Here is a 25,910-nt window from a genome sequence, read left to right as displayed (position 1 = left end):
AAATCAATATCTTGTGTTAAAAATCCTAAAATTTTTAAAAATACACAAGATATTGATTTAGTTATTTGATTTTATAGACTTTGAATTCTGAGTAATCTGTCTTTACTGGTTGGTAATTTTCTTTCAAAATTGTTTCCACTTCAGACCAGACTGCTACCTTATCGTTCACCACAATCACCTTAGGTTGTTTTTCTTTCAAGTCATTGAGTAGCTTATTCCGATTTTCCTCAGTTGCTGTATAGTGCAACGGGGACAAAATAGCCGATGGCGACAAGCGCTCACTCTTACGATAAAGAGTTGCAGTATCATCCCATGCATATACAGCATCTTCCGTACTTGTCTCCTCTTTCACTAAATCAGCAAGACGATCACGTTCTTGATAAGGTACCGGATAAAGGACAAATCTCATCAAAAAAGGAACAGCCAAAAGATATAACAAAGTTAAAATCGGTAGGTAAAGATTTCCTTTAGTATAGCGATGCCAGAGACTAACAGGCTCTTCTCTGCGTCTTCTTCTAACGCTACGACCACTCTGTTGCCCCTTGATATTGGATACTAAAAGCAGAAGAAAGACAGGGAAAATGAGCATCAAACGGGATGCATGTAGGGGATCCTGTGTAAAGAAAATCACTACCAAACCTAAAATCAGGAATAGACTCGCAGGCACTGAGATGACATATAATTTAGAGGATTTAGATTGAAAGAGACCTAAAAAGATAAAAACCAAAACTCCCATGCCAAGAGCCAACAACCCGTAAAACAAAACATTTTCTAACAATGCCGAAACAGAAGTCAAACGAATGGAATGAATTGGATACAAAATTCCATTAATCGCATCCTCAAAACTTCCTGTTGCAACACTATAGTAGGCAGTTGGATAAAAGACAAGTGAAAAACCTAAAGCCACTGCAAGAAACTGATAAAATCCATGTGCAAAGCGTCTATGTCCAAGGTTAAAGACCAACAAGCCTAAACTCACTACAGCAATAAACAGGAGCGATGCCAAGGGAGCAAAGAAAAATCCGCCCGCCAAAGCCAACCCAATTCGTACAAATCCCTTATCATGGTTTGGATTACTTAGATAAGCTGCAACTAAACTAAAGGCCGCGAATAAGAAAGGAAGCGCTAAAAGAGTCGCATAGCCTCCACCAAAAGCAAGACCTGTAACTAGCATGTAAAAAATAGTCACCAGTTGTCCAGCTTGGTCTCCTTGCCCTGTCAAGGTGTCTGCCGATCGAAAGAGGAAAAATCCTCCTGCTACCAAGGCTAACCACTCAAAGATGGCAAAGAGAAATCCGCCCTGAGTCACGTAAGTCAGCAAATAATAAAGCAAACCTTGACTTCCATAATAGTCGCTGTAAATCTTCCCTGTCTGATGAAGGGCCCAACCTGCATAAAAATCCTGCACTTCCTGCGCACTCATTAAATCGAGTAATAGCGGTACTCCTAGAGTTATCCCCGTTACAAGCGTACTCCATAGTAAAATTTTTACCAAAGGAAGACGACTTGATTCACGATGATGCGATTCTTGTTCGATTTGGTATTCTAGAGGTTCACGATTCTCCTGATGAACTTCTTCTACTCTACCATACACACTCATATCGTTTCTCCTATTCAATTTATCTGTCTTAGTATATCAAAAAGTCCTAGGATTGTCAGCTTGCGATGGGTGTTTGAGTGATTTTTTGTATAGTTTCACAAAGGTTTCAATTTCTCGAAATCGGTGTAAATGTGTCTGTTTAAATATCATGATATAATCCAATTCTTTCTGAGTTAACATCTTGCCTCCTACATCTTCTTATTCGTAAAAGACAAGAAAAATAGGACTGGTTTGTGTCCTCAGTCCTAGATTTCTTATAAGATAGGGGCGAATAACTGGGCGATTTCTTTTACCAGTTTTTGATACCAGCTCGTTTTGATAGAATGAGGATAGACTTCCTGAGAATCTGCAAATATATTTTGAAAATCTCGGGCGATTTCCATTATAGAATGAGTTTTATAGAGTAAGACTGCATTTTCATAGTGGTGAAGCAAACTTCTATAATCTAAGTTAATGGTTCCAACTGCAGCAAAGTCCTTATCCACTAAGATTTGTTTACTGTGGATAAAGCCTGGACTATACTCAAAAATCCTCACTCCTGCTGACAACAAATCCGGATAGGCCCCTCTTGTGATGAGTTGGATTAATTTCTTATCTGGAATGAAAGGAGTCACGATGCGGACATCGACACCCCTCATGGCCGCGTTTTTAATACTCTCTGTTAAGTCATAGTCAATAATCAAATAGGGCGTTGTAATATAGACTGAATCAGTGGCCTGATTAATCAAACTTTGATAGACTTTTTTCCCTACCTGGGTACGGAAGATGGGCTTGGGTCCACTACCGTAAGGAATGCAGAGCCCTTGGCCAGAACAAGGCTGATTTTCCAAGTGATACTGATCAAAATCACTGATTTCCCCACGATTGATGTACCAAGTCATCAAAAAGAGACGGGTTAGAGCCTTGACACCAGGGCCATCTAAGCGAATCCCACTGTCCTTCCAATAGCCAAAGCGTTCTACATGATTGATGTACTCATCAGCTAAGTTAATCCCTCCTGTATAAGCTACCTGACCATCTATGACAAGAATTTTACGATGATCCCGGTTATTATAAGCTACCGTCAAACGAGGAATCACCTTGTTAAACTTATGGGCTTCAATTCCTCGACTACGAAGCTGAATAGTATAGTCTCCAGGCAAAGTCGCCATACAGCCGATATCATCATAGAGCATCTTGATCTCTACACCTTGAGCTGCCTTTTGCTCTAGTATGTCTAGTATGCTATTCCACATCAAACCTTCTTCGACAATATAATACTCTAGAAAGATAAACTTTTCAGCTTTCTTGAGGTCTTCCAACATATATTGCCACATACTTTCACCCGAAGAAAAGAATTGTGAGTCTGTTCGATTATAGACGTCGGCATTGCTATCCATACTTAACAAAGATTTGATAACTCCGTAAGCCGCCTTATCCTCTTCCTTCAATTTCTGGCGGAGAGCTTTACTGTTATCCTCCCGAAAATGCATAGAACCAAGTTTGTCCAACTGCTTGATTTCTTTTTTGGATAATCGTCTTTCACCAAACATCAGATAGAGCAAGGGGCCAATGACAGGAACAAAAGTCACCACTAACCACATCACTTTGCTTTCAGGCGCCATGGAACGATTGACAATCGCTACGATAGTCGCCATACTCATAAAGATTAAGAGAATAACCCAAAGAATAGGGGCCATACGCCCTAAATAAAGAAAGAGACCAAAAACAAGACACAGTTCAAGCAGCATAATCGAAAGACTAAAGCCATACTTGGACATCAATAATTGAAATTTTCTATATTTCATATCCCCTCCTTGATAGTTTGAATGCTAAAAACAGGTAATTGATACTAGTATAACTCAGGTATTCGACAGAAGGCAAGTATTTATAATCATTTTTCTGAGCAAAAGCAAAAGAGACCGAAAATTCCAGTCTCCTCCTAGTCTATTTTGATAAAACGATGCGATCAGACGATTCTCTATCCATATCGTCGATAATCATCTGATTGCCATTGATTGCATAAATCTTGAGATCATCCCCAATAATCATGCGTTGATTGACTGCATCGAAGCTGACCTGCTTGATTTCTTGTTCCCCGTCAGTTTCAACCTGAGTCCCAGTACCAGTTGTTCCAGTTACCACTAAAGTGATACGGTCTCCTTCGTCCTGACCGGTATAAGTCCCATCAATATTAGTTGGTTGAGCCTCAGGCGCATTTTGTGAAGAACTTGTCGTTGCCCGGTTTGTATTTTCTGTGGAAGATGAAGCAGCAGATTGTGATTGCTGAGTTTGTTGTGTTTGCGGTTGAGCTGCTGGCTGTTGAAACTGTTGAGTCCTTTGCGAACAAGCTACTAAGAGACTAAGACTTGCTAGAGAGGTCAATTTATCTGCTCATGCCCCAGTATGTGGCTCCGTACTTCTGAGATAAAATAGAGAGACCCTGTAACGAACAACAAATCCTGAGTATCTGCTCTTGCTTCAAAATTGCTAATAAATTCTCGGTAAGAAGGAACTATATCGTAACCTGTTACATCTGTTTCACCCAAAGAACCTTGATAGTCAAAGCCGGTCACCTTGGGTTCCACCTGAGGCAAATTCTCAGTCAGATAACCTAACATCCCTTGATAATCCTTCCGTTTCAAAGCTCCAAAGAGGATTTGAGGTCGATAGCCTTCCTGCTCTTTTTCTTTGACAAACTCCACCAGGCGAGTCAAGGCAGGGAGGTTATGAGCACCATCCAAGTAAATCTGTGGGCGAATACGCTCCAAGCGACCAGCCCAATGGGTCTGTCCCAAGGCATTTCTTACAGCTTGCTCATCAACAGATTCCTTTCTTTCTCCCATAAAAAGAAGAAAAGTTTGTAGCGCCAAGGCCGCATTCTCCTGCTGATAAGCTCCTTCCAATCCTATTTTCAACTTCGAAAAAGTTCCCAAAGAGCTTGAAAAATCGCCATTCAGCATTGAAAAATCTTGACCTGCCTGATAAAGGTCAACAGCTAAAAATCCTGCTTTTTTCTGACAGACAAGTCTAGCTTCTGGAGGCAATTTCGCAATCACTGCCTTTTTACCAGCCTTAAAAATACCAGCTTTCTGCTCTGCAATTGCTGCTATACTGTCACCCAGAGTCTCCTGATGGTCAAGTCCGATGGAGGTGATGACAGCAATCTCTCCAATTACCACATTGGTTGTGTCAAGTAAGCCACCAATTCCCACTTCTAGTAAAACCAAGTCCACCTCTTGCTCTCTAAAATAAAGAAAAGCAATCAAGGTCAGCAATTCAAAAAAGGACAACTGGTCATGAGTTTGCAGAAGCGTTTTCTCCATCTCCTTGACCTGCTCAGCCAAACGGATGAAGTCTGCGTCAGCTATTGGTTGCCCATTAATGCAGATTCTGTCATTGATGGATACGATATGAGGGGAGGTAAAGGTCGCAACTTTTTTGCCATGTCCCATAAATAACTCCCTCATAAAAGCAATGGTAGATCCTTTCCCATTAGTCCCTGTTACGTGGATAATAGGGTAAGACTGCTCAGGATTTCCTAACAAATCCACCGCTTGTTGCATTCGGCCCAAACCTGATCGAAAATTCAAACCAATCCGACTATGGAGCCATTCTTCTACTTCAAACATACACATCTCCTTGACAAAAGTCTAATCAATTATCTAGCAAAATTCCGTAGATAACAAAACGAGGCCAGGATTTTCGTCCCGACCTCTCACCTGGTTAGCTAATAACTAGCTACTATAAATGTTAACGTGGGCTAAAAACATCCACTGGATGTTCCAACTCTTCTAATTTCTAGGAGTTAGGGTGATACAGTCTCCCAGACTTACTTACGGTCTTTATTTTTAGCGTCAGGCTAAAAACGTCCCCCGGACTTACCAGTGCTCTCTTATTTAAAGGAACTGGGGTAAAAATGTTCACTGAACATTTTTACTCCTCCATAAAGCTGTTGAAGACTTCTTCAATCATGTTCCATTCGTCTTCTGAGTCTTCTGGGATTGGTTGCAATTCGCCTTCTGTTCCATCTTCGTTTTCGATGAATGAGTAAGCTTGGATTTCAACTTGTCCGTCTTCGTCTTCTTCTGCGTTAACTGGTACTAGAAGAACATAGTTTTTACCAAATTCTTCTTTTCCGTCAATCGTCAAAAGGATTTCAAACAAGGTTTCATTTCCTTGCTCATCTACTAGTGTGATTAGTTCACGTTCTTCGTGGTCGTGGTTATGATCGTGTGACATAGCCTCTCCTTTATATTAAAATTTTCTATCTAAATAATTTTGTAAAATCAGCTGAGCTGCTAACTTATCAATGACTTTCTTTCGCTTATTGCGACTGATATCTGCTTGTTCAATCAACATGCGCTCAGCAGCCACTGTTGTCAAGCGTTCATCTTGATAGTCTACTGGTAAACCAAAAAGCTCTTCTAGCTTTGCTCCGTATGCTTGACTAGCTTCCACGCGCGGTCCGCTTGTATTGTTCATGTTTTTAGGCAAGCCCACTACAAATCGTTCCACCTTGTAAGTATCAACCAACTCCTTAACGCGGTCAAAACCAAATTGGCCTTGCTCCTCATTGATTTGGATGATCTCAAGTCCTTGAGCTGTAAAACCGAGCGGATCGCTAATGGCCACCCCTACCGTTTTTGAACCAACATCCAATCCCATAATTCTCATAGGTTATAGATCGACTCCTTGTCCTTTAAGGTAGTAGCGGACCAATTCCTCAACGATTTCATCACGCTCATATTTACGGATTTGATTTCGTGCATTATTATAACGAGGAACGTAGGCAGGGTCTCCACTCAATACGTAACCTACGATTTGGTTAATTGGGTTGTAGCCCTTATCGTTCAACGAAGCATAGACATCAGTCAAAGTTTCGCTAATTTCTTTTTTATTGGAATCGTCCAATTTAAAACGTACTGTTTCTTCAGTAAATCCCATTCTAACACCCTCTTTCCTTAGAATAGTACCATTATAGCATAATTCCTTACCTTCTACAATTCAGGCAGTCTATTTATTTGGATTTTCTATTGTTCTGTCGCACCATTTGCCAATCTGTCTGAAATATACTTGCTTGGTTCATTCTTCAAGAGATTTTCTAAACCAATGTTCTTCAAATATTCTAACTGAGAAGCCTTCTTGACATCCAAAACTTGAAAATCAAAACTAGTCGTTGTTTGAAGTTCGGTTGCACTCAATAGTTTAGTTTCAAGCTTAAATCCTGCTAATTTACGAGCTTCTATGATAGCCTCATCCTTCTCCTCTGCCTCCAGAAGAGCTTTTTGAGTTTCTTCCACTCCGTGTTGGTCAATATAGGTCTTCAACTCATCTGAGACTGGACGCTTTTGTTGAATGGTTAAGTTCAAAAAAGTCTTGTCTTTATAAGTAATGGTTTGAGTTTGCTGGCTACCATCATCTGACTTGGGCAAGACCAAAGTCTTGGTCACAACTGTATTCTTCTCGGCATTTTCAATAACTGGCAACGCCGACTGAAGCGTATCCTTTTCTGTTTTTGTAGCTGTTCCAGTTTCTTTTTTCTGTCCGCAACCAACCAGGACAAAAAGGAAAGCTAGGCTAACAAGAACTATTTTTTTCATTTCTTTCTTCTTTCTTTTTGAAATTAAAATAAGACTGGGAGTTGCTCCCAGCCTTGATGTTTATAGAGCTGCACGCAAACGTGCTTCTGCATTTTCTACATTACGGACAGAGCGTGGTAGGAAGGCACGAATATCGTCTTCCTTGTAGCCAACTTGCAGACGTTTTTCATCCACAAGAATTGGGCTCTTTAAAATTCTCGGTGTTTCCATAATCAGATTGAGGACTTCGTTGACACTCAAATCTTCAATATCCACTCCAAGGGCTTTGGCATAGCGATTTTTAGATGAAACGATGCTGGCTATTCCGTTATCTGTTTTGGTTAGAATATCCAGTAATTCTTCTCTCGTAATTCCTTCTTTACCAAGATTTTGTTCTTTATAACTTAACTGGTGGGCATTGAGCCAGGTTTTTGCTTTTTTACAGCTAGTACAACTTGAGACTGTATAAATTTTAATCATGTACCTACCCCTTTCGCTACATGTTACTATCAGTTTAGTCTATTATACCATAAAAAACATCCGACTTGCGACCTATTTTTAAATTTTTTTAACTTTTTTCGTCATTTTCGTACTTTTTTCTTGACAAAATGAAATTTACAGCCATTCTTGATATTTCTTGATATAGATTTTTTTCACAATTGTCACGCTAATCATATACAAAATAATGATGAAAAGCAAAAAGATGAAATAAATCGGTTTTAATGGAGTTAGATGAAGTAGGATTGCGAGTGGACTGTAGGGAAGGAAGGTCACAAAGGCTGCAGCCAATAAGGTTGTCACAAGGACTAGCCAAGCTGGACGACTTTGTAAAAAGGGAATTTTGGCTGAACGCAGCATATGGATAACCATGGTCTGTGACCACATGGACTCGATAAACCAACCTGTCTGAAACAAGACAATAAATCCTACGGCAGACTCCGCTCCATGAACATAGGCTTGACCTGTCGTCATGGGTACAATGATAAAATAGAGCAAAATAAAGGTCAAAATATCAAATGCAGAAGAGATAGGCCCCATCCAAACCATGAAACGTGTGATAGACTTGGCTTCCCAAGTATGCGGATTTCTCAAAAAATCTTTATCCACCTTGTCAAAAGGCAAGGCAATACAAGACAAATCATAGACTAGATTTAGGATAATCAAATGGACTGGTGCCATTGGTAAAAATGGCAAAAAGATTCCAGAGACCAATAGGGATAAGATATTTCCAAAATTAGAACTCACTGTCATTTTGATATATTTAGTCATATTGGCATAGACCTTACGACCTTCAACAAGTCCTTTTTCAAGCACCATGAGATCCTTATCAAGTAGGATAACATCAGCCGTTTCTTTGGCAATATCTACTGCTGTATCAACAGAAATTCCCACATCTGCAACTTTCATAGAAGGAGCATCATTGATCCCATCTCCCATATAGCCTACAGCATGACCATTGGCTTTAAATTGCAAAATAATCCTCGCTTTTTGGTCAGGTGAAAGTTTGGCAAAGACTGTTACCTCCTCTACGGCTTGGGCCAATTCTTGATCACTCATCTGATCAATTTCAGATCCTAACAGCATCTGATTGATATCCAAACCAACCTTTTCACAGACTGCTTGGGTAACTTTTTCGTTGTCTCCCGTCAAAATCTTTGTTTGAACCCCATGTTCTAACAGAGCCTTAATTGCTGGTGCTGCAGATGGTTTAGGAGGATCTAGGAAGGCTAAATAACCAGTTAGAATCATATCCCCTTCATCATCAACTGTATAGGCATGACCTTCCCTCAAACCTGACTTGTAGGCCACTCCCAAGACACGCAAACCTTGTTGATTTAGTTGTCTGACTTCTGCTAAAATTTCTTCTCTAATAGTATCTGTCAAGGGAGTAATCACTCCTTGGTATTCCGCATAACTGGAAATCGTCAACATTTCCTCTAGGGCACCCTTGGTTACCAAACTAACAACTTCGTGTTCATCCTTAACGATAACACTCATCCGTCTACGTTCAAAATCAAAGGGAAGCTCATCTATTTTTTGAAAAGTTTGAGCCAGATTTTGCAAGAGGGCGTGTTCTTTTGCTTCCTTTTCAGTCCGTTTTATGATGGCTCTGTCCATCAAATTTTTCAAGCCAGTTTGAAAATAGGAATTGAGATAGGCCCGTCTCAAGACGGTCAAATCCAAGCGTCCGTGGATGTCCAAGGGATATTCTAGAACGATCTCATCTTGGGTTAGAGTTCCTGTTTTATCTGTACACAAGATATCAATCGCCCCTAAGTCCTGTATGGCATTGAGTTTCTTGATAACCACTTTTTCCTTGGCCATAATGATGGAGCCTTTTGCTAGACTGGCCGTGATAATCATAGGAAGCATCTCAGGTGTCAATCCAACACCAACACTCAAAGCAAATACGCCAGCTTCTAACCAATCTCCATCTGTCAAGCCATTAGAAAGAAACACGATGGGAACCATGACCAACATCAAGCGAATCAGGAGCCAAGAAATACTATTCATCTCCCGCTCAAACGAAGTAGGCTCGTCATAGGTGTTCAAAGTCTGCTCAATGGCTCCCATCATGGTATCATCACCAACTGCTAAAACCACGGCCTTGGCACTACCAGACAAGACATTAGTTCCCATAAATGCCAAGGATTCAGCTTCAAGAAGGCTATCAGATTGTTGGTCTGTTGCCTTGGTCAAGGCCAATTTTTCAACTGATTCACTTTCACCTGTCAAGCCCGACTGTTGTACAAAGAAATCGCGCGACTCAAATAAAAGAAGATCTGCTGGAATCATGTCTCCAGCGCTTAATTTAACCACGTCACCCACTACCAAATCATCGATAGGTACTTCTTGGATTTCTCCTTGACGAATGACAGTCGCTGTGTTGACAATCATTTTTGATAGATTGGTCGCAGCCTTATCACTACGGAGTTCTTGGATAAAGCGTATGCCACCAGAAATGAGGACTAGGACAACGATGATAATAGAAGTTGTCGGATCTTCTTGACCTGGTTTTGCTAACCAGACATTGGTCACCAAGGAAATCACGGCGATGACCAGCAAGATGATCGTAAAAGGATTGATAATGGATTCGTAAATCTTTTTGAGGATACTGTCTTCTTGACCCTTTGTGATGGTATTTTCGCCATATAGGTCACGATTTTTCTCCACCTGCTCCTCAGTCAAGCCTGTTAGACTTGTCTTATAAAAAGATAGAGTTTCGTTTAAAGATGTATGAATAGCTGTTGCTAATCTTTCTTTTGTAGTTTTCATTGGTTTCTCCTATCTGTATGAATGATGTGTTTCATACACAGAGACCAATCGCTTTATAAGGACAGAACGACACAAATCAGCGATTGGCTGTGTATGTGCGGTTCCGGATGATCGTCAATTTGCATCGTCTATCTCCTTTCTTTGATTTAAACAGTAGAAAATCCCACCATAAAATGGCAGGATTAAAAAACTAATTATCTGTTTTTCGTTCAAGCTTTAACTCCATAGGGCAATGTAATGAGCTTAGTCTTGGCCTTCGCGACCAGGACTGTTGACCAACGAGTAGTGTCTCCACTGCTTTGCGGTAGTCATCCGTATCCCTATGGTAGCCTCACCTACCGTTTTCGTCTTTCAGTATAAACCTTTAAAATTTAAAAGTCAATCATTTGAGTTGTTTAACTCTTAAATAACTATCAACTCTTTTGGAGCAAGGGTCAATAATTCACAACCTGTCTCTGTAATCAGGATATCATCCTCGATACGAACGCCATATTTGCCTTCGATATAGATACCTGGCTCATCTGTCAATGCCATACCTGCCTTAATAGTTTCTGTAGAAGTCTGGCTAAAGTATGGTTCCTCATGGATATCCAGTCCAATACCGTGTCCAATACCGTGGGTAAAGTAGTCGCCATAACCTGCCTCAATGATAATATCACGAGGAATTTTGTCAAAGTCACGGAAACCTAATCCTGCCTTAGCTTGGTCAATCAAGGCTTGGTTGGCTTTGAGAACCGTATTATAAATCTCTGCCTGCTCGTCGCTAACATGCCCTAGATAGATAGTCCGTGTCATATCACTGACATAGTGGTCGTAAAGGCAACCGAAGTCCATTGTAATGGCTTCTCCTAGCTCCACTGGTTTGTGCATAGGATGGGCATGAGGTTTGGAAGAGTTGATACCACTAGCTAGAATCGTATCAAAAGATAAGCCAGATGCTCCCAACTCACGCATACGGAAGTCAAGGAAGTTGGCAATCTCAATTTCAGTCTTTCCTGGCTTAATAAAGTCAAGCGCATCGCGGAAAGCTTGGTCTGAGATAGAACAAGCCTTGCGAATAGCTGCAATCTCCGCTTCATCCTTAATCATTCGAAGACCTTCAACAAACTGAGTCTGTGGAAACAAGTCAATTCCTTCAAAGGTTGCCTGCATACGGTGATAATAAGACACCGAAATCTCATCCTCAAAACCGATTCTAGACAAGCCCATATCCTTGACAATTCCTGCAATGACAGCCAATTCATCACGGTCTGCTACAATCTCAAAACCACTGGTTTCTTGCTTGGCCGCAATGATATAGCGAGAGTCCGTCACCAAGACCTGACGGTCACGGCTGATAAAGACTGTTCCGTTTGAGCCCCAAAAACCAGTCAAATAATAGACATTTTTAAGGTTGTTGATGATAATTCCATCTAGTTCTTTTTCTTGCATTTTAGCTAGAAATGCTTGTACACGTTTATTCATGTTTTAATTTTCCTTTCAAATAGTGTCCTGTGTAGCTAGCTTCGTTGGCCGCTACTTCTTCTGGAGTTCCTGTTGCGATGATGGTTCCACCACCGACACCACCTTCAGGTCCCAAGTCAATAATATGGTCTGCCGTCTTAATAACATCTAGATTGTGCTCAATAACGAGGACTGTATTGCCATCGTCAACAAAGCGAGCCAAGACTTTAAGTAAGCGAGCGATATCCTCTGTATGGAGTCCTGTCGTCGGCTCATCCAGAATGTAGAAAGATTTTCCTGTCGATCGTTTGTGGAGTTCACTAGCCAGCTTCATACGCTGGGCTTCTCCCCCAGAAAGGGTGGTAGCTGGTTGTCCTAGCGTTACATATCCCAGTCCCACATCCTTGATGGTCTGAAGTTTACGTTGAATTTTAGGAATATGTTGGAAGAATTCCACCGCATCGTTGACGGTCATATCCAAGACCTGCGAGATATTTTTTTCCTTGTAATGAACTTCTAGGGTCTCACTGTTGTAGCGAGTTCCGTGGCAGACCTCACAAGCTACATAAACATCTGGCAAGAAGTGCATCTCAATCTTGATAATCCCGTCACCTGAGCAGGCTTCACAGCGACCACCCTTGACATTGAAACTGAAACGCCCCTTCTTGTAGCCTCGAATCTTAGCTTCATTTGTCTGAGCAAAGAGGTCACGTATATCGTCAAAAACTCCTGTATAGGTAGCAGGGTTAGACCTTGGCGTTCGTCCGATAGGGCTCTGGTCAATATCAATCAAGCGGTCTACATGCTCAATCCCCGTAATAGTCTTAAATTTACCAGGTTTGTCTGAATTACGGTTGAGCTTCTGGGCAATAGCTTTTTTGAGAATGCTATTGATTAGGGTTGATTTCCCTGAGCCCGACACCCCTGTCACCGCGATGAATTTCCCTAGCGGGAAGCGAGCAGTAACATTTTGCAAGTTATTCTCACACGCTCCTGTCACTTCGATAAAACGACCATTTCCTACACGGCGCTCGTCTGGTACTGGAATAGCACGTTTGCCTGACAAGTACTGGCCTGTGATAGACTTGCTGTTGCGAGCTACCTGTTTGGGCGTACCTGCCGCAACAATCTCCCCACCAAAAACACCGGCACCGGGACCAACGTCAATCAGATAATCAGCCTCACGCATGGTATCTTCGTCATGTTCCACTACTATGAGAGTATTACCCAAATCACGCATCTTTTTGAGACTGGCAATCAGACGGTCATTATCCCTCTGGTGAAGACCGATTGACGGCTCGTCTAAAATATAAAGGACACCTGATAGGTTAGAACCAATCTGGGTTGCCAAACGAATACGCTGACTTTCCCCACCTGAAAGGGTTCCTGCCGAACGTGACAGGGTCAGATAGTTGAGCCCCACGTTATTAAGGAAGGTCAAACGGTCCTTGATTTCCTTGAGAATGGGACGAGCAATAATCGCTTCATTTTCAGAAAGAGTCAACTGACTTACCAAGTCCAAGTGATCTGCGATAGACAGGTCTGAAATTTCTCCGATATGTGGCCCGTTCTCACCACCAACACGGACAGACAAGGCCTGGTCATTGAGGCGATAGCCGTGACAGGTTCCGCAGGTCAGCTCATTCATGTAGAGGCGCATCTGGGTGCGAGTGTAGTCGCTGTTTGTCTCGTGATAGCGACGTTTGATATTATTGACAACTCCCTCAAAAGGAATATCGATATCGCGCACGCCACCAAATTCATTTTCATAGTGGAAATGGAATTCCTTGCCATCTGAACCATAGAGAATCAAGTTCTTATCTTCTTCTGACAAGTCCTCAAAAGGCTTATCCATATCCACTCCAAAGGCCGTCATGGCCTGCTCTAGCATGTTTGGATAGTAGTTGGATGAGATAGGATTCCAAGGTGCTAGCGCCCCCTCACGTAGCGTTTTGCTGGCATCTGGCACTACCAAATCAGTATCCACCTCCAGCTTGATGCCCAAGCCGTCACACTCACTACAAGAGCCAAAAGGAGCATTGAAAGAGAAGAGACGAGGCTCTAACTCTGGAACAGTAAAGCCACAAACTGGACAGGCATAATGCTCAGAGAACAACAACTCAGAATCGTCCATGGTGTCGATAATCACATAGCCTTCTGCGATACGAAGGGCAGCCTCGATTGAGTCGAAGAGACGGCTACGAATGCCCTCCTTGATGACAATACGGTCAACCACGACATCGATATTGTGTTGCTTACTCTTAGACAGCTCAGGCACTTCGGTCACATCATAGACTTCCCCATCCACACGGACACGGACATACCCATCTTTCTGAACCTTCTCGATAACACTCTTATGTTGGCCTTTTTTCTTACGAATGACTGGTGCCAAGATCTGCAAGCGCTGGCGTTCAGGCAATTCTAAAACCTTATCCACGATTTGCTCCACAGAAGAAGCCTTGATAGCTCCATGCCCGTTGATACAGTAAGGCGTCCCCACACGTGCGTAGAGGAGACGCAGATAGTCATTGATTTCAGTCGTTGTTCCCACCGTCGAGCGAGGGTTTTTGCTAGTCGTTTTCTGGTCGATGGAAATAGCTGGGCTGAGACCATCAATAGCATCTACATCAGGCTTCTCCATATTCCCCAAGAATTGACGAGCATAGGCTGACAAACTCTCTACATAGCGCCGTTGTCCCTCAGCATAGAGGGTGTCAAAGGCCAGACTGGATTTCCCTGAACCTGACAATCCCGTCACGACAACCAACTTGTCTCGCGGAATCTCCACATCAATATTTTTTAAATTATGGGCACGCGCCCCATGAATGACAATTTTATCTTGCATCTTTGTTCTTTCTAGTCCATTATTGCTTACCATTATACCAAAAAAAGTGAGATTCTATTACCCAAAAGGCTGATTTTGTAGTATAATAGTACGGTGTGAAAAAATCTGAAAAATGAGAAAGGATAAGGGATATGAAACAAGTTTTTCTCTCTACAACAACTGAATTTAAAGAGATCGATACGCTTGAACCGGGTACTTGGATCAATCTCGTCAATCCGACTCAAAATGAATCACTCGAAATCGCCAATGCCTTCGATATTGATATTGCTGACCTTCGGGCACCACTCGATGCGGAAGAAATGTCTCGTATTACCATTGAAGACGAATATACCCTGATTATCGTAGACGTGCCGGTCACAGAAGAAAGAAACAACCGCACCTACTACGTCACCATCCCGCTTGGTATTATCATCACCGAGGAAACCATTATCACTACGTGTTTGGAACCATTACCGGTCCTCGATGTCTTTATCAACCGTCGATTGCGTAATTTCTACACTTTCATGCGTTCGCGTTTTATCTTTCAGATTCTCTATCGCAATGCAGAGCTTTACCTAACAGCCCTTCGTTCGATTGACCGCAAGAGTGAACAAATCGAAAGTCAACTGCATCAATCAACTCGTAATGAAGAATTGATTGAGCTCATGGAATTGGAAAAAACCATCGTCTATTTCAAGGCCTCCCTCAAAACAAATGAGCGCGTGATTAAGAAATTGACTAGCTCAACCAGCAATATCAAGAAATACCTTGAGGACGAAGACCTACTTGAAGACACCCTGATTGAAACCCAACAGGCCATCGAGATGGCAGACATTTATGGAAATGTCTTACACTCTATGACAGAGACCTTCGCCTCTATCATTTCCAACAACCAGAACAACATCATGAAAACCTTGGCTCTTGTGACCATCGTTATGTCCATCCCAACCATGGTCTTTTCTGCCTACGGGATGAACTTTAAGGATAATGAAATCCCCCTAAACGGCGAACCAAATGCCTTCTGGTTAATCGTCTTTATTGCCTTTGCTATGAGTGTCTCGCTCACTCTCTATCTCATCCATAAAAAATGGTTCTAAGAGGAGTTCCTATGTCTCAAATTGATCTACAAAAATTAACTAAGAAAAACCAAGAGTTTGTCCACATTGCTACCCAACAATTCATCAAAGATGGGAAAACAGACGCTGAAATCAAGGCAATCTTTGAGGAAATCATTCCCCAAATCCTTGAAGAGCAAGCCAAGGGTACGACTGCTCGTTCCCTCTATGGCGCACCAACTCATTGGGCTCATAGTTTTACTGTCAAAGAACAATATGAAAAAGAGCACCCAAAAGAAAATGATGATCCAAAACTCATGATTATGGACTCAGCTCTTTTCATCACTAGCCTCTTTGCCCTCGTCAGCGTCCTCACAACTTTCTTTGCGGCAGATCAGGCTTTTGGCTATGGATTAGTCACTCTCCTGCTAGTTGGGCTTGTTGGTGGATTTGCCTTCTATTTAATGTACTACTTTGTCTACCAATATTATGGACCAGATATGGACCGCAGTCAACGTCCACCTTTCTGGAAATCTGTACTGGTTATCCTAGCTTCTATGTTCCTTTGGTTGCTTGTCTTCTTTGCAACAAGCTTCCTACCAGCTAGCCTTAACCCAGTACTGGCTCCAGTGCCACTGGCTATTATCGGAGCAGCCCTCCTAGCCCTACGCTTCTATCTCAAGAAACGCTTGAATATCCGCAGCGCAAGTGCAGGACCAACACGCTATTAAGAAGAATGATAAAAGCAACTGCAGGTGCGGTTGCTTTTTCTTGCTTTTTTTGATTTTAAAATATTCTTCTGACATCCCACATAGCTTTCTCTTATCTTTTGTGATAAAATAGGCTCAATCTATTTCTAGGAGGATGAGATATGATTTCTACTATTGGTATTATTAGTTTATCTAGTGGCATTATCGGAGAAGACTTTGTCAAACACGAAGTGGACTTGGGTGTACAACGTATCAAGAACCTGGGAATCAATCCTATCTTTTTGCCCCATTCGCTAAAAGGCTTAGACTTTATCAAGGACCATCCTGAAGCACGTGCAGAGGACTTGATTCATGCCTTTTCTGATGATAGCATCGATATGATCCTATGCGCCATCGGTGGAGACGATACCTATCGCTTACTACCTTATCTTTTTGAAAATGACCAACTACAAAAGGTTATCAAACAAAAGATTTTTCTTGGCTTCTCGGATACAACCATGAACCATCTCATGTTGCATAAACTAGGAATCAAGACTTTTTATGGCCAATCCTTTTTAGCAGACATTTGTGAATTAGACAAAGAAATGCTAGCCTATAGCCTTCACTACTTCAAAGAATTGATTGAGACGGGAAGAATCTCAGAAATCCGCCCTAGTGACGTTTGGTATGAGGAACGAACTGATTTTAGTTCCAAGGCTCTGGGAACACCTCGTGTCAGTCATGCAAATACTGGTTTTGAGTTGTTACAAGGAACTGCCCAGTTCGAGGGGGAAATTCTCGGTGGTTGCCTCGAATCCCTCTACGATATCTTTGACAACTCTCGGTACGCAGATAGCACGGAGCTCTGCCAAAAATACAAACTTTTCCCTGACTTATCAAACTGGGAAGGAAAAATCCTCTTGCTAGAAACAAGCGAAGAAAAGCCTGAGCCGGAATACTTCAAAAAGATGTTGCGGACTTTAAAGGACACTGGTATATTCGAGGTCATCAGTGGACTCTTGGTCGGAAAACCTATGGATGAAACTTTCTATAACGACTATAAAGAGGCACTATTGGATATCATTGACAGCACTATCCCGATTCTCTATAATCTGAATGTCGGACACGCAACTCCGAGAGCAATTGTCCCCTTCGGAGTCCACGCCTATGTAGATGCACAGGAGCAAGTCATTCGCTTTGACTATAACGAATAAAGCTGGGAAGAATTTCTCAGCTTTTTCTATATTCTTAGATATTCTAATTACCTATACTCACTAATTGCTGCTTTTCCACTCGCAATCATTCTCGTGGTCATCAACTAGGCCTGCTGCTTGTAGAAAAGACAAGACGGCGACTGGGCCTGTGAACTTGAAGCCTCGTTTTTTGAGATCTTTGGCTAATTTTTCAGACAAGGGTGTTTTAGCTGGGGCTTGGCGATAATCGGGAACATCATTAACGATCGTTTTCCCCTCAACAAAAGACCAAAGATAGGCATCAAAAGAGCCATACTCTGCCTGTAACCGTAGAAAGGATTGGGCGTTAGCGCGTGTAGCAAAAATCTTGGCTCTATTTCGGATGATGGCTGGATTGTCCAGCATGGCTTCCAGTTCGGTGTCGGTCATCTCTGCGACCGCTTGAATGTGATAGCCATGAAAGACTTCTCGGAAAGCTTGACGTTTGTTGAGCACCGTTTCCCAAGACAGGCCTGCCTGATAAGTTTCCATACACAATAACTCAAACAATGCTTGATCATCATGGAGGGGTTGCCCCCACTCCTCATCATGGTAGGCGATATAAAGCGGATTGGTCATCTTGACCCAAGAACAACGTTTTGTCATGCTCTACTCCTATTTGACCAACATCTTAAGGGCTGACTTGATATAGTTCTCAGCTGTATCTGTCGTTCCTTCAAAGAATTTCTTAATTTTCTTGAGCTCGGTCGCCTTGTAGCCCAGAGCCAGCATGGCTTCCATAGCTTCCTCCAATTCTTGGTTTTCAGCGCTTGCTTGCACTGCCACCTTAGCAGGAAGGTCATCTCCTGCAACTACTACCTTGCCTTCCAAGTCCAGCACCATCTGCTGGGCTGTTTTCTTACCAATTTTAGGGAACTTAGTCAAGTAGGTGATGTTCTTGGTTTCGATGGCTTGAACCAAGCCAGCATTGTCATCGGCAGCGATAATAGCAAGAGCTGATACAGGACCAATCCCAGATACCGAAATCAGACTGAGAAAGAGCTTTTTCTCGTCTTCTGAGCGAAATCCATAAAGCAGATGAGCATCCTCACGCACAACCTGATGCACATAAATTTGAGTTTCTTGGTTGACCTGTCCTGAGTAGGCATAAGGATTGGCCACATGCAAGATATAGCCGATACCGTTGACTTCAAGAACAATGTATTTAGCAGTGATTTTGGTAATGATTCCTTTTAAATATTCGTACATAGTTTTCCTTTTAGTTTAATATTTCCCCAACTCACGGAGACTGGTGTGATTTTCCTGAATACGTCGGAACATCTTTTCCATATCCGACTTGGTAAAATGCACCAAAACAGGACGTCCGTGGGGACAGTTATAGGGATTGTCACATTGAGAAAGCTGATAGAGGAGTTGTCTGGCTGAATGATCATCGATACGATGGTTGGCCTTGATAGACCGCTTGCAGGACATCATGATAGCCAGCTCTGCTCGATATTTCTTGATAGAAACCTCCTTGGTCAAAAGGAGCATGTCACACATCTCATAGATGCCTGATTCAATCTCTTCTTCTGCCATCCAAATAGGATGTTCACGTAGGATAAATTGATTTTCCCCGTACTCTGCTAGAAAGACTCCTACTTCCTCCAAATGTGCCATCCTTTCCTTGAGACGGAGGGCATCATCCGCTGGAAATTCAAAGATATAAGGTACTAGGAGTTGCTGCTGGCTCTGGTCAACATTGCCAATGCTTTCACGATATTCCTCATACTTGACCCGTTCCTGAGCCGCATGTTGGTCTATGATGTAGAGCCCATCTCGCCCTTGGGCAAAGAGATAGGTTCCATGCATTTGCCCGAAAAATTCTAACTCTGGGAAACTTGATGATTCTTCTCGCTCCAGCTTGTCATAGGCCTTATCAAGACTTGCTAAGTCTAACTCTGGATGATCTAATTGGTCATAGTTAGCAGGCTTTCTCTCTGCAAAATGCAGTTTTGCTGGCTTGGTCAATTGGTTCAAGGTTTCCTTGGCAAACAGGGTCAAATCCTGTCCTTCATCAGTTAATTCTACCTGATAATCAGCTACTTCAGCTTGACTAGGTCTTGTCGGCTCAGTATTCTCATAGTAAAGTGTATTTTCTTTGAGTGGGAGAATAGTTTGCTCCACCTTCTCACGATTGCGCACAGTCGATTTGGCAAGATTCTCCAAAGCATCTGGTATTAAGGTTTGCTCCTTGAGACTCTTGGAAATAGCTTCTGAGACCAGCGTCATCAGTTCTTTTTCCTTAGAAATCCGCACCTCTTGCTTGGTTGGATGAACATTGACATCCGCTAGATAAGGGTCGATATGGATGTGAATGACAGCCAGTGGAAAACGGCCTACCATAAGCTTACTACCATAGCCGTCAAGAATTGCACGATTGAGCAAGAAGTTTTTGATATAACGGCCATTGATGAAGAGGCTGATATAGTTGCGGTTGGCTCGAGTTAACTCAGGCAAGGACACAAAGCCTGAAATTTCGAAATCAAGATCCGAATTCTCAATTTCAATCATCTTCTTGGCGCTGGCTAAACCGTAAATCCCTGCAATAGCTTGTCGCAGTTGACCAGTACCTGCTGTCCGCGTCATTTCCTTGCCATCACTGATCAAACTAAAAGAAACCTCAGGATGGGCCAAGCCCAGACGGTTGACAATATCAATGATATGAGACAACTCCGCTTGCTGGCTCTTCATATACTTGAGACGGGCAGGCGTGTTGAAAAAGAGGTCCTCCACACAAACCTTGGTTCCCACAGGACTAGTCGCTGGGATGACTTCTTCAACTTCTCCTCCACGCGCGACTAGCTTAGTTCCGTGACTAGCACCATCTACCGCCGTTAACAGAGTCAGAACACTAACAGAAGCGATAGAAGGCAGGGCTTCACCTCGAAAACCAAGCGTCCGAATCCGAAAGAGATCTGCCTGATTTTTTATCTTACTGGTCGCATGACGACGCAGGGCCAATTCCACCTCATCGTGGGCAATTCCATGACCATTATCCGTGATTTGGATTTTCTTGAGACCTGCCTCCTCAATCTCGACGATAATCTGACTAGAGCCAGCGTCAATGGCATTTTCTACCAACTCTTTGACCACACTAGCAGGACGTTCAATGACCTCTCCAGCTGCAATCTGGTTTGCCAGCACCTCTGGCAATTCAATAATATGAGACATCTTTCAGCCCCTTTCTGTATCTATTTTTCTAGAAATTGATTAGTGCTATTATACCATATTTCAGATAGGACAGAAAAGCAATCGCCACATAGGAACCAAATCCCTCCACATAGACAAAGTCCCTTGCAAGGGGGCATAAAATAGTGGTATACTCAATAAAAATCAAAGAGCAAACTAGAAAGCTAGGCGCAGACAGTACTTTAGTACGGCAAGACGACGCTGACATGGTTTGAAGAGTAAGTTATATGTTTGGGATAAACAAAAAACCGAGATTGCCTCAGTTTTCATAGTGTTAGCATGATTTTGTTAAGAATTTCCACTTTATTAGAAAAATCATTAATAAGAGCCAGTATGACCCCTAAGCAATTTTCAATGATATTCGGTGATTGATTTAGATTACCAAGTAAATTTTTACTATTTTGTAATTCTTCACGAAGCTTCTCTCTTACAAAAATTCTATTTTTTCCTGTGTAATTAAATGCACACATCATAATGCTCATTCCAGCATAACCATGGCAAAGATATGAATCATCATATTTCCAACTTCCACTGCTATCAAATATCTCTAATAATTCATTATACAAGTAGCTACTTATCTCTTGTTCAACTGGTAGTGAATGTAGTAATAAAAGTATAGAAAGTCTACTGTTACACCATCCCATTTTTTTACCAAAAATTTCCTCAAATTTTTCTTTGTCTATAACTAGCTTCAAGTAACAATCCATCATTTTATTATATATTTCCTTTATTTCTTTAGATTCTTCTTTTTCCAAATAACTACGAAATATTTTCAAAAACGATACCATTCCATGTATAAGCGAAATATCAAAACTTTCTATATCTATTTCTTTTTTTATAACCCCTAATAATTTATTTAAACTTTCTTCTAAAATGTACGATTCCTTATGATTTATTGGTGTTTTTCTCTGTAAATAATAATATACAATTCCTAACAAGCCTCCAAAAAATTCATACTCTTTCTTTGAGTCCTTAAAAAAAGGAAGTAATACCAATATAGTATCACTTATAGTTTTATTGAAATATTGACTCAATAAACCAGAATACTCGCTATTCAACTTACTATGTTCTAACAAGAAAACAATGCCGGTCATACCATTATAAAATGACAACTTAAATCTTGATTTATTAAGATATATTTCTTTTAAAATAAATTCATAGAACTGTTCATCAATGTAATCTATATATTCTGAATCTGATAAACAAGACAAAAAAAGTAATATATTATACAATATTTCTGGATAATTTTCATTATTCGATAGTTCTTTAAAATCTAATTGCAGAAAATCCTGCTCAATTTTGTTCAGTATTCTTTCAATCATATTTGGTATAATTATCTGTATTAATTTCCGTTAGTATACGCTGTAAGGTGATGTTAGAAATTGTAGACTCTACAAGAGGATTATATTCAACCAAGTCCCAAATTATATTTTTTCCATGTATTTTTTTGATTTCTTTTATTTGTCTGATAAAGTATACAAGATTTACTAAACTTAACCCCCCAGGCATTGGAAAGCTAACACCTGGAAAGTCCGATACATTTAGAACATCGACATCAAGACTAATGTAAATAGTATCAAATTTTTCAAAGTATTCTTTTATATTTTCTAGGATAATTTCTTTATTTTCATATACTGCGATATCATCATAAACTTTATATTTTCTAGGGGTAAGAACCTTATAATAATCGTGTCTAGTTCCTATTATCATACCACTCTCAATACTATCCTCTATCCAACTAAGAACATTCCAATTATAATATCCATCCGATATATCTCCTTTATCTAAATGAGCATCAAATATTATAATTCCGATACTTTTCTCAGTATCAATAATATGATCAAAAACAAAACTGGTAGTACAATGATCGCCGCCAAAAATAAATATGTCCTCTTCACTATACCGAGAAGATATTTTTGATTTCAATTCTGATATTAAATCACTATTTTCATAATCAGAGACATTTATAAAGTTATTTTGTAAATAATACTTTCTCTCTAAATAGTTATTTCTAATAAAATTATTAAATCCACATTCGGATCCTGGTACTTTTGTTCGTCCTTTATAAGGTAAATTTATAAACATTTACTCCTCCTTAATCATTTATAATCAAACTTACATTTTAGATTTCTGGATAAATTTTTTATCCATTAAATATAGATAGAACAGTTGATAAATTTTCTCCTCATAAAATTTATTGAAAAAAATTTTATTTAAAAATAGATGTATATATCTCTTAGCAATTTCTATTTTTTCAGATGTATTAACTTTTCGTTTACTCTCAATTTCATTTGATAGTTCGACTAGATATTTACATTTTTTGAAAAGTTCCTCACTAAATGGAAAAACATCTAAATCTATATTTTTGATTTCTTTTTTTACATTTCTATATAACGAGTAATTTTTTGATACTTCAATGTCCTTAAAATGTTTGATTAATTCCGCATTGTCTATTTCAAATGATTCAAAAATACTTTGTAGTATAAGTACATAATATTGTATCGGGAGTGTTCTCAAAATGGAATAATTAGAAATAACATAAAGAGAATCTAGTGTTAATATCTTCTCGATATTCCAAGCACTATCTGAACCACCAAGTAGTGAAAAATCTATTCGATACGGTAGCATCTCATACCGTGTTAGAAGTCCGTCGTCTATACTAGATGAAAAAAGTTTTATCATTAACATTAAAACTTTAATTTTATCAGTATCATTTGTTCCCAAAATTTTAATTCTAAATCGAATATGATATTCATCGTAGTAATATTGAACAAAATTCATACTATATTGAATATCGTCAGCAATCAAATTTAAGAACCTCTTTAAAATATCTTCTACACAAATCGATGTTAATTCCTCTTTACAATACAAATGAAAACTAAACCAGTCTTTAGATACCAGATGTACTTCCTCCAAGCCACAGTTTTTTTCTAAATACTGTGTACTATTATCTATATTTTTTGAAAATGCTATTATTTCATTAGAGCTTTTTAACTCCCCTAAGTACTCTGTTAAAACTACTTTATCTGTCTTTAGTTTTTGTTTTACCTTCTCTATATCTCCTTTTTTATCTAAATTTATCAGTAACTCCATGTCCCCCTCTACTAAATTTACAAGTTTTGGAACAGTATATTCTTTTATAAATTTATCAAAATTGGCATTTTTAGATATCCGCCATGTCTTAGTATATACAATTATATCTTTATAGACTATCCTATTTTGATAATGTAAATATTCAACTGAAAATGCTTTATAGAAATCGTAATACGATAATTGATTACAAAAAATACTATATAAAAATCTAGTCTGATTATTTAACAGATTTGGAGAAATTCTATTTCTCTTTATAACACGCATATGGGTATTTGTTTTCTTAGAAAAAACTTGAAAGTTATTCTTGTTATCTAAGTATATATATACATCTGAAATATCAATATTTTTAAAAAATGGAAAATCTAATATCAAGCTATCTAAAGCATTCTCTCTCTTAATATCGTTTAGAACTAAATTACTATGAAACTCATCAACTCCAACTAAAACTTCATTATAAAATTTTCTCTCTATTTCTAACATTTCGTGTATATTGAGATATTCTTTAAAGCACGGCACATATTTCCCAGAAATCGAAAAAAAATTATCTGAATATTGATTCCCATGCCATTTTAATTGAATTCCATTATCAACTTCATAAATTGAAAAAACTACTTCAGCAGTAGGAAAACTATCCTTGACTACCCGTCCTTGTTCAATTAAATTCTCTAATTTTATCTCTTCACCACTGGTAGTGTTCAAAATCTGATTCACTAAGTCATGTTGGAATTTATCTGTTCCATCATTAATATTTAAAGTTTCTCCTAAATAAGTACTCAAAATTGGGTTTGAATAGTTTGAAGGAGAACCTAACCCTTTAACTGAAAGCAATTCCGTTAAAGGCACTAAATTGTTGCTACCATACAAATTATAAAATTTTCTTGTATATTCTTTCAGACTGTGCTCTTGCTTATATTTTAAATTAATAGTTAATAGTATATTAAGAAACTCTTCTATTTCATTCTTTATCTGATAATCTATCTGAAATCTCTGATGACTAATACATAAAATATTAAGCGGGGTATTTACCTTACATATATCGTCCATAATACTATATAAATCTATTAGAATTCGACTCCCCTCTCCTAGAGGAATACTATTATATAATTCTATTTTTGATTTTATACAAGAAATTTGCCTTTTGAATTTTGCAGGTATTAATTCTATTCTATTAATAAAATCATCTATCAAATTTATTTTATTGTCTCTGGTTAATATCTCAAAACATTCAAAAAATAATATCTCACTATCTATCAATTGCTGTATATAGTCATAAATAGTATTTAATTCAAATCCCTTCTCTAATAACAAATTAACTAGGGAACTTATTTTTAAAGGTGTTTTACAAGTCTCGATAATGTCTGAAAGAACAATGTTTAAATCCGTCAAGACAATTTTTTGTATATCTGATTGGCAAAAATACAGTTTCTGATTTAACAGCTTTGCTCCGACTCCTATTAAATTGGGATTTAAAAATACGAATAGTTCTTTTAATACATCTCGTTCTCTCAAAATCAATTTTAAAAAATCAAAAGCCCACTCTGTAGAAATATCTGTTATCTTTTCTACACTCTTTGATTCACATTTCAGATTTTCTTCTATCGCACCATGAGAAAATTCTCCTACTCCTACATATCCAAACGTGAAGAATGTTGAGGGGCGTGTACAAAATCTAATAAAATAATTTTCTAAAGTTCGTAATAGTCTTCTCTTATTTTTCTCTGATTTTTTATAAAAATTTGATAACTCCATAAAAAGAGTTCGATTACAAAGTAAAATTGCTTCTTGAAGTAAAATGTTTTTCCAAATATACTCATAGCAGCTATCTACCTTATCAAATTTTAGCGAGTAATATTCCTTTAAAGCTGCACTATTACCCATTTTATCTCTATAAACATATTGAGGTAGTATTTCTTTTTTCATAAATTTTTCCTAAGTCTATTATGAT

21 protein-coding genes and 1 riboswitch are annotated in these 25,910 nt (G+C 39.5%); of the genes, 3 read left to right on the top strand and 18 right to left on the bottom strand.

Going from position 1 to position 25,910, the window contains the following annotated elements; genetic code table 11:
- Nucleotides 1–61: 61 nt before the first annotated feature.
- The 12 genes from O3601_RS03055 to uvrA all read right to left on the bottom strand — a co-directional run bounded on the left by O3601_RS03055 (nt 62) and on the right by uvrA (nt 14,725).
- The gene (locus O3601_RS03055; RefSeq protein ID WP_371471086.1) at nt 62–1,600 is read right to left on the bottom strand and encodes a damage-inducible protein CinA; all 1,539 of its coding nucleotides are present in this window, start codon (nt 1,598–1,600) and stop codon (nt 62–64) included.
- Nucleotides 1,601–1,854: 254 nt separating this feature from the next.
- Nucleotides 1,855–3,387 (bottom strand): cardiolipin synthase, encoded by a 1,533-nt coding sequence (gene cls, locus O3601_RS03050; protein WP_371471085.1) that lies wholly within the window; start codon nt 3,385–3,387, stop codon nt 1,855–1,857.
- Between the two features lie 139 nt (nt 3,388–3,526).
- Nucleotides 3,527–3,964 (bottom strand): SP_0198 family lipoprotein, encoded by a 438-nt coding sequence (locus O3601_RS03045; protein ID WP_316127014.1) that lies wholly within the window; start codon nt 3,962–3,964, stop codon nt 3,527–3,529.
- Nucleotides 3,961–5,211, bottom strand: coding sequence for a folylpolyglutamate synthase/dihydrofolate synthase family protein (locus O3601_RS03040; protein WP_371471084.1), 1,251 nt, complete (start codon nt 5,209–5,211; stop codon nt 3,961–3,963). The genes O3601_RS03045 and O3601_RS03040 overlap by 4 nt, the downstream gene beginning before the upstream one ends.
- A gap of 304 nt (nt 5,212–5,515) precedes the next feature.
- A complete protein-coding gene (locus tag O3601_RS03035; protein ID WP_000017620.1) occupies nt 5,516–5,821 on the bottom strand; it encodes a DUF1292 domain-containing protein in 306 nt (101 codons plus the stop codon).
- Between the two features lie 15 nt (nt 5,822–5,836).
- Nucleotides 5,837–6,256, bottom strand: a complete 420-nt coding sequence (gene ruvX, locus O3601_RS03030) for a Holliday junction resolvase RuvX (protein ID WP_004239076.1) — start codon at nt 6,254–6,256, stop codon at nt 5,837–5,839.
- 3 nt (nt 6,257–6,259) lie between these two features.
- Nucleotides 6,260–6,526, bottom strand: a complete 267-nt coding sequence (locus tag O3601_RS03025) for an IreB family regulatory phosphoprotein (RefSeq protein WP_000507059.1) — start codon at nt 6,524–6,526, stop codon at nt 6,260–6,262.
- Between the two features lie 86 nt (nt 6,527–6,612).
- Nucleotides 6,613–7,182: an SP0191 family lipoprotein gene (locus O3601_RS03020; RefSeq protein ID WP_000725151.1), complete on the bottom strand. Its 570-nt coding sequence runs from the start codon at nt 7,180–7,182 to the stop codon at nt 6,613–6,615.
- 60 nt (nt 7,183–7,242) lie between these two features.
- Entirely contained in the window at nt 7,243–7,641 is a 399-nt protein-coding gene (gene spx / locus O3601_RS03015) for a transcriptional regulator Spx (protein WP_000591165.1), read from the bottom strand.
- Nucleotides 7,642–7,776: 135 nt separating this feature from the next.
- Nucleotides 7,777–10,437, bottom strand: a complete 2,661-nt coding sequence (gene mgtA, locus O3601_RS03010; protein ID WP_371471075.1) for a magnesium-translocating P-type ATPase — start codon at nt 10,435–10,437, stop codon at nt 7,777–7,779.
- A 194-nt stretch (nt 10,438–10,631) separates the two neighbouring features.
- Nucleotides 10,632–10,782: riboswitch (M-box (ykoK) riboswitch) on the bottom strand.
- 57 nt (nt 10,783–10,839) lie between these two features.
- Nucleotides 10,840–11,901 (bottom strand): M24 family metallopeptidase, encoded by a 1,062-nt coding sequence (locus O3601_RS03005; RefSeq protein WP_371471073.1) that lies wholly within the window; start codon nt 11,899–11,901, stop codon nt 10,840–10,842.
- Nucleotides 11,894–14,725: an excinuclease ABC subunit UvrA gene (gene uvrA, locus O3601_RS03000; protein ID WP_371471071.1), complete on the bottom strand. Its 2,832-nt coding sequence runs from the start codon at nt 14,723–14,725 to the stop codon at nt 11,894–11,896. The genes O3601_RS03005 and uvrA overlap by 8 nt, the downstream gene beginning before the upstream one ends.
- A gap of 131 nt (nt 14,726–14,856) precedes the next feature.
- Here uvrA and O3601_RS02995 point away from each other — a divergent pair, with 131 nt between their 5' ends.
- The 3 genes from O3601_RS02995 (at nt 14,857) to O3601_RS02985 (ending at nt 17,662) form a co-directional block, all read left to right on the top strand.
- Nucleotides 14,857–15,801: a magnesium transporter CorA family protein gene (locus O3601_RS02995; protein WP_000815623.1), complete on the top strand. Its 945-nt coding sequence runs from the start codon at nt 14,857–14,859 to the stop codon at nt 15,799–15,801.
- Between the two features lie 11 nt (nt 15,802–15,812).
- Entirely contained in the window at nt 15,813–16,490 is a 678-nt protein-coding gene (locus tag O3601_RS02990) for a DUF1129 domain-containing protein (RefSeq protein ID WP_371471069.1), read from the top strand.
- Between the two features lie 140 nt (nt 16,491–16,630).
- A complete protein-coding gene (locus O3601_RS02985) occupies nt 16,631–17,662 on the top strand; it encodes a S66 peptidase family protein (protein WP_371471068.1) in 1,032 nt (343 codons plus the stop codon).
- Nucleotides 17,663–17,722: 60 nt separating this feature from the next.
- On the opposite strand, the gene O3601_RS02980 is transcribed toward O3601_RS02985, so the two are convergent.
- The 6 genes from O3601_RS02980 to O3601_RS02955 all read right to left on the bottom strand — a co-directional run bounded on the left by O3601_RS02980 (nt 17,723) and on the right by O3601_RS02955 (nt 25,885).
- Nucleotides 17,723–18,286, bottom strand: a complete 564-nt coding sequence (locus tag O3601_RS02980; RefSeq protein ID WP_371471066.1) for a DNA-3-methyladenine glycosylase I — start codon at nt 18,284–18,286, stop codon at nt 17,723–17,725.
- A 9-nt stretch (nt 18,287–18,295) separates the two neighbouring features.
- Entirely contained in the window at nt 18,296–18,889 is a 594-nt protein-coding gene (gene ruvA / locus O3601_RS02975; RefSeq protein ID WP_088794076.1) for a Holliday junction branch migration protein RuvA, read from the bottom strand.
- A 15-nt stretch (nt 18,890–18,904) separates the two neighbouring features.
- Complete coding sequence (mutL, locus tag O3601_RS02970; RefSeq protein WP_371471065.1) at nt 18,905–20,854, bottom strand: DNA mismatch repair endonuclease MutL; 1,950 nt, start codon at nt 20,852–20,854, stop codon at nt 18,905–18,907.
- Nucleotides 20,855–21,138: 284 nt separating this feature from the next.
- Complete coding sequence (locus O3601_RS02965; protein ID WP_371471063.1) at nt 21,139–22,194, bottom strand: lanthionine synthetase LanC family protein; 1,056 nt, start codon at nt 22,192–22,194, stop codon at nt 21,139–21,141.
- Nucleotides 22,187–22,957, bottom strand: coding sequence for an arginase family protein (locus tag O3601_RS02960; protein ID WP_371471061.1), 771 nt, complete (start codon nt 22,955–22,957; stop codon nt 22,187–22,189). Before O3601_RS02960 ends, O3601_RS02965 begins: the two co-directional genes overlap by 8 nt.
- A 30-nt stretch (nt 22,958–22,987) precedes the next feature.
- Complete coding sequence (locus O3601_RS02955; protein WP_371471059.1) at nt 22,988–25,885, bottom strand: lantibiotic dehydratase; 2,898 nt, start codon at nt 25,883–25,885, stop codon at nt 22,988–22,990.
- Nucleotides 25,886–25,910: the final 25 nt, after the last annotated feature.

This window comes from Streptococcus sp. 20925_1_69, assembly GCF_041432365.1.
In the GTDB taxonomy this organism is placed as follows: domain Bacteria; phylum Bacillota; class Bacilli; order Lactobacillales; family Streptococcaceae; genus Streptococcus.
The sequence above is the reverse complement of the archived record's forward strand: the minus strand, read 5'-3'. Positions and strand labels throughout refer to the sequence as shown.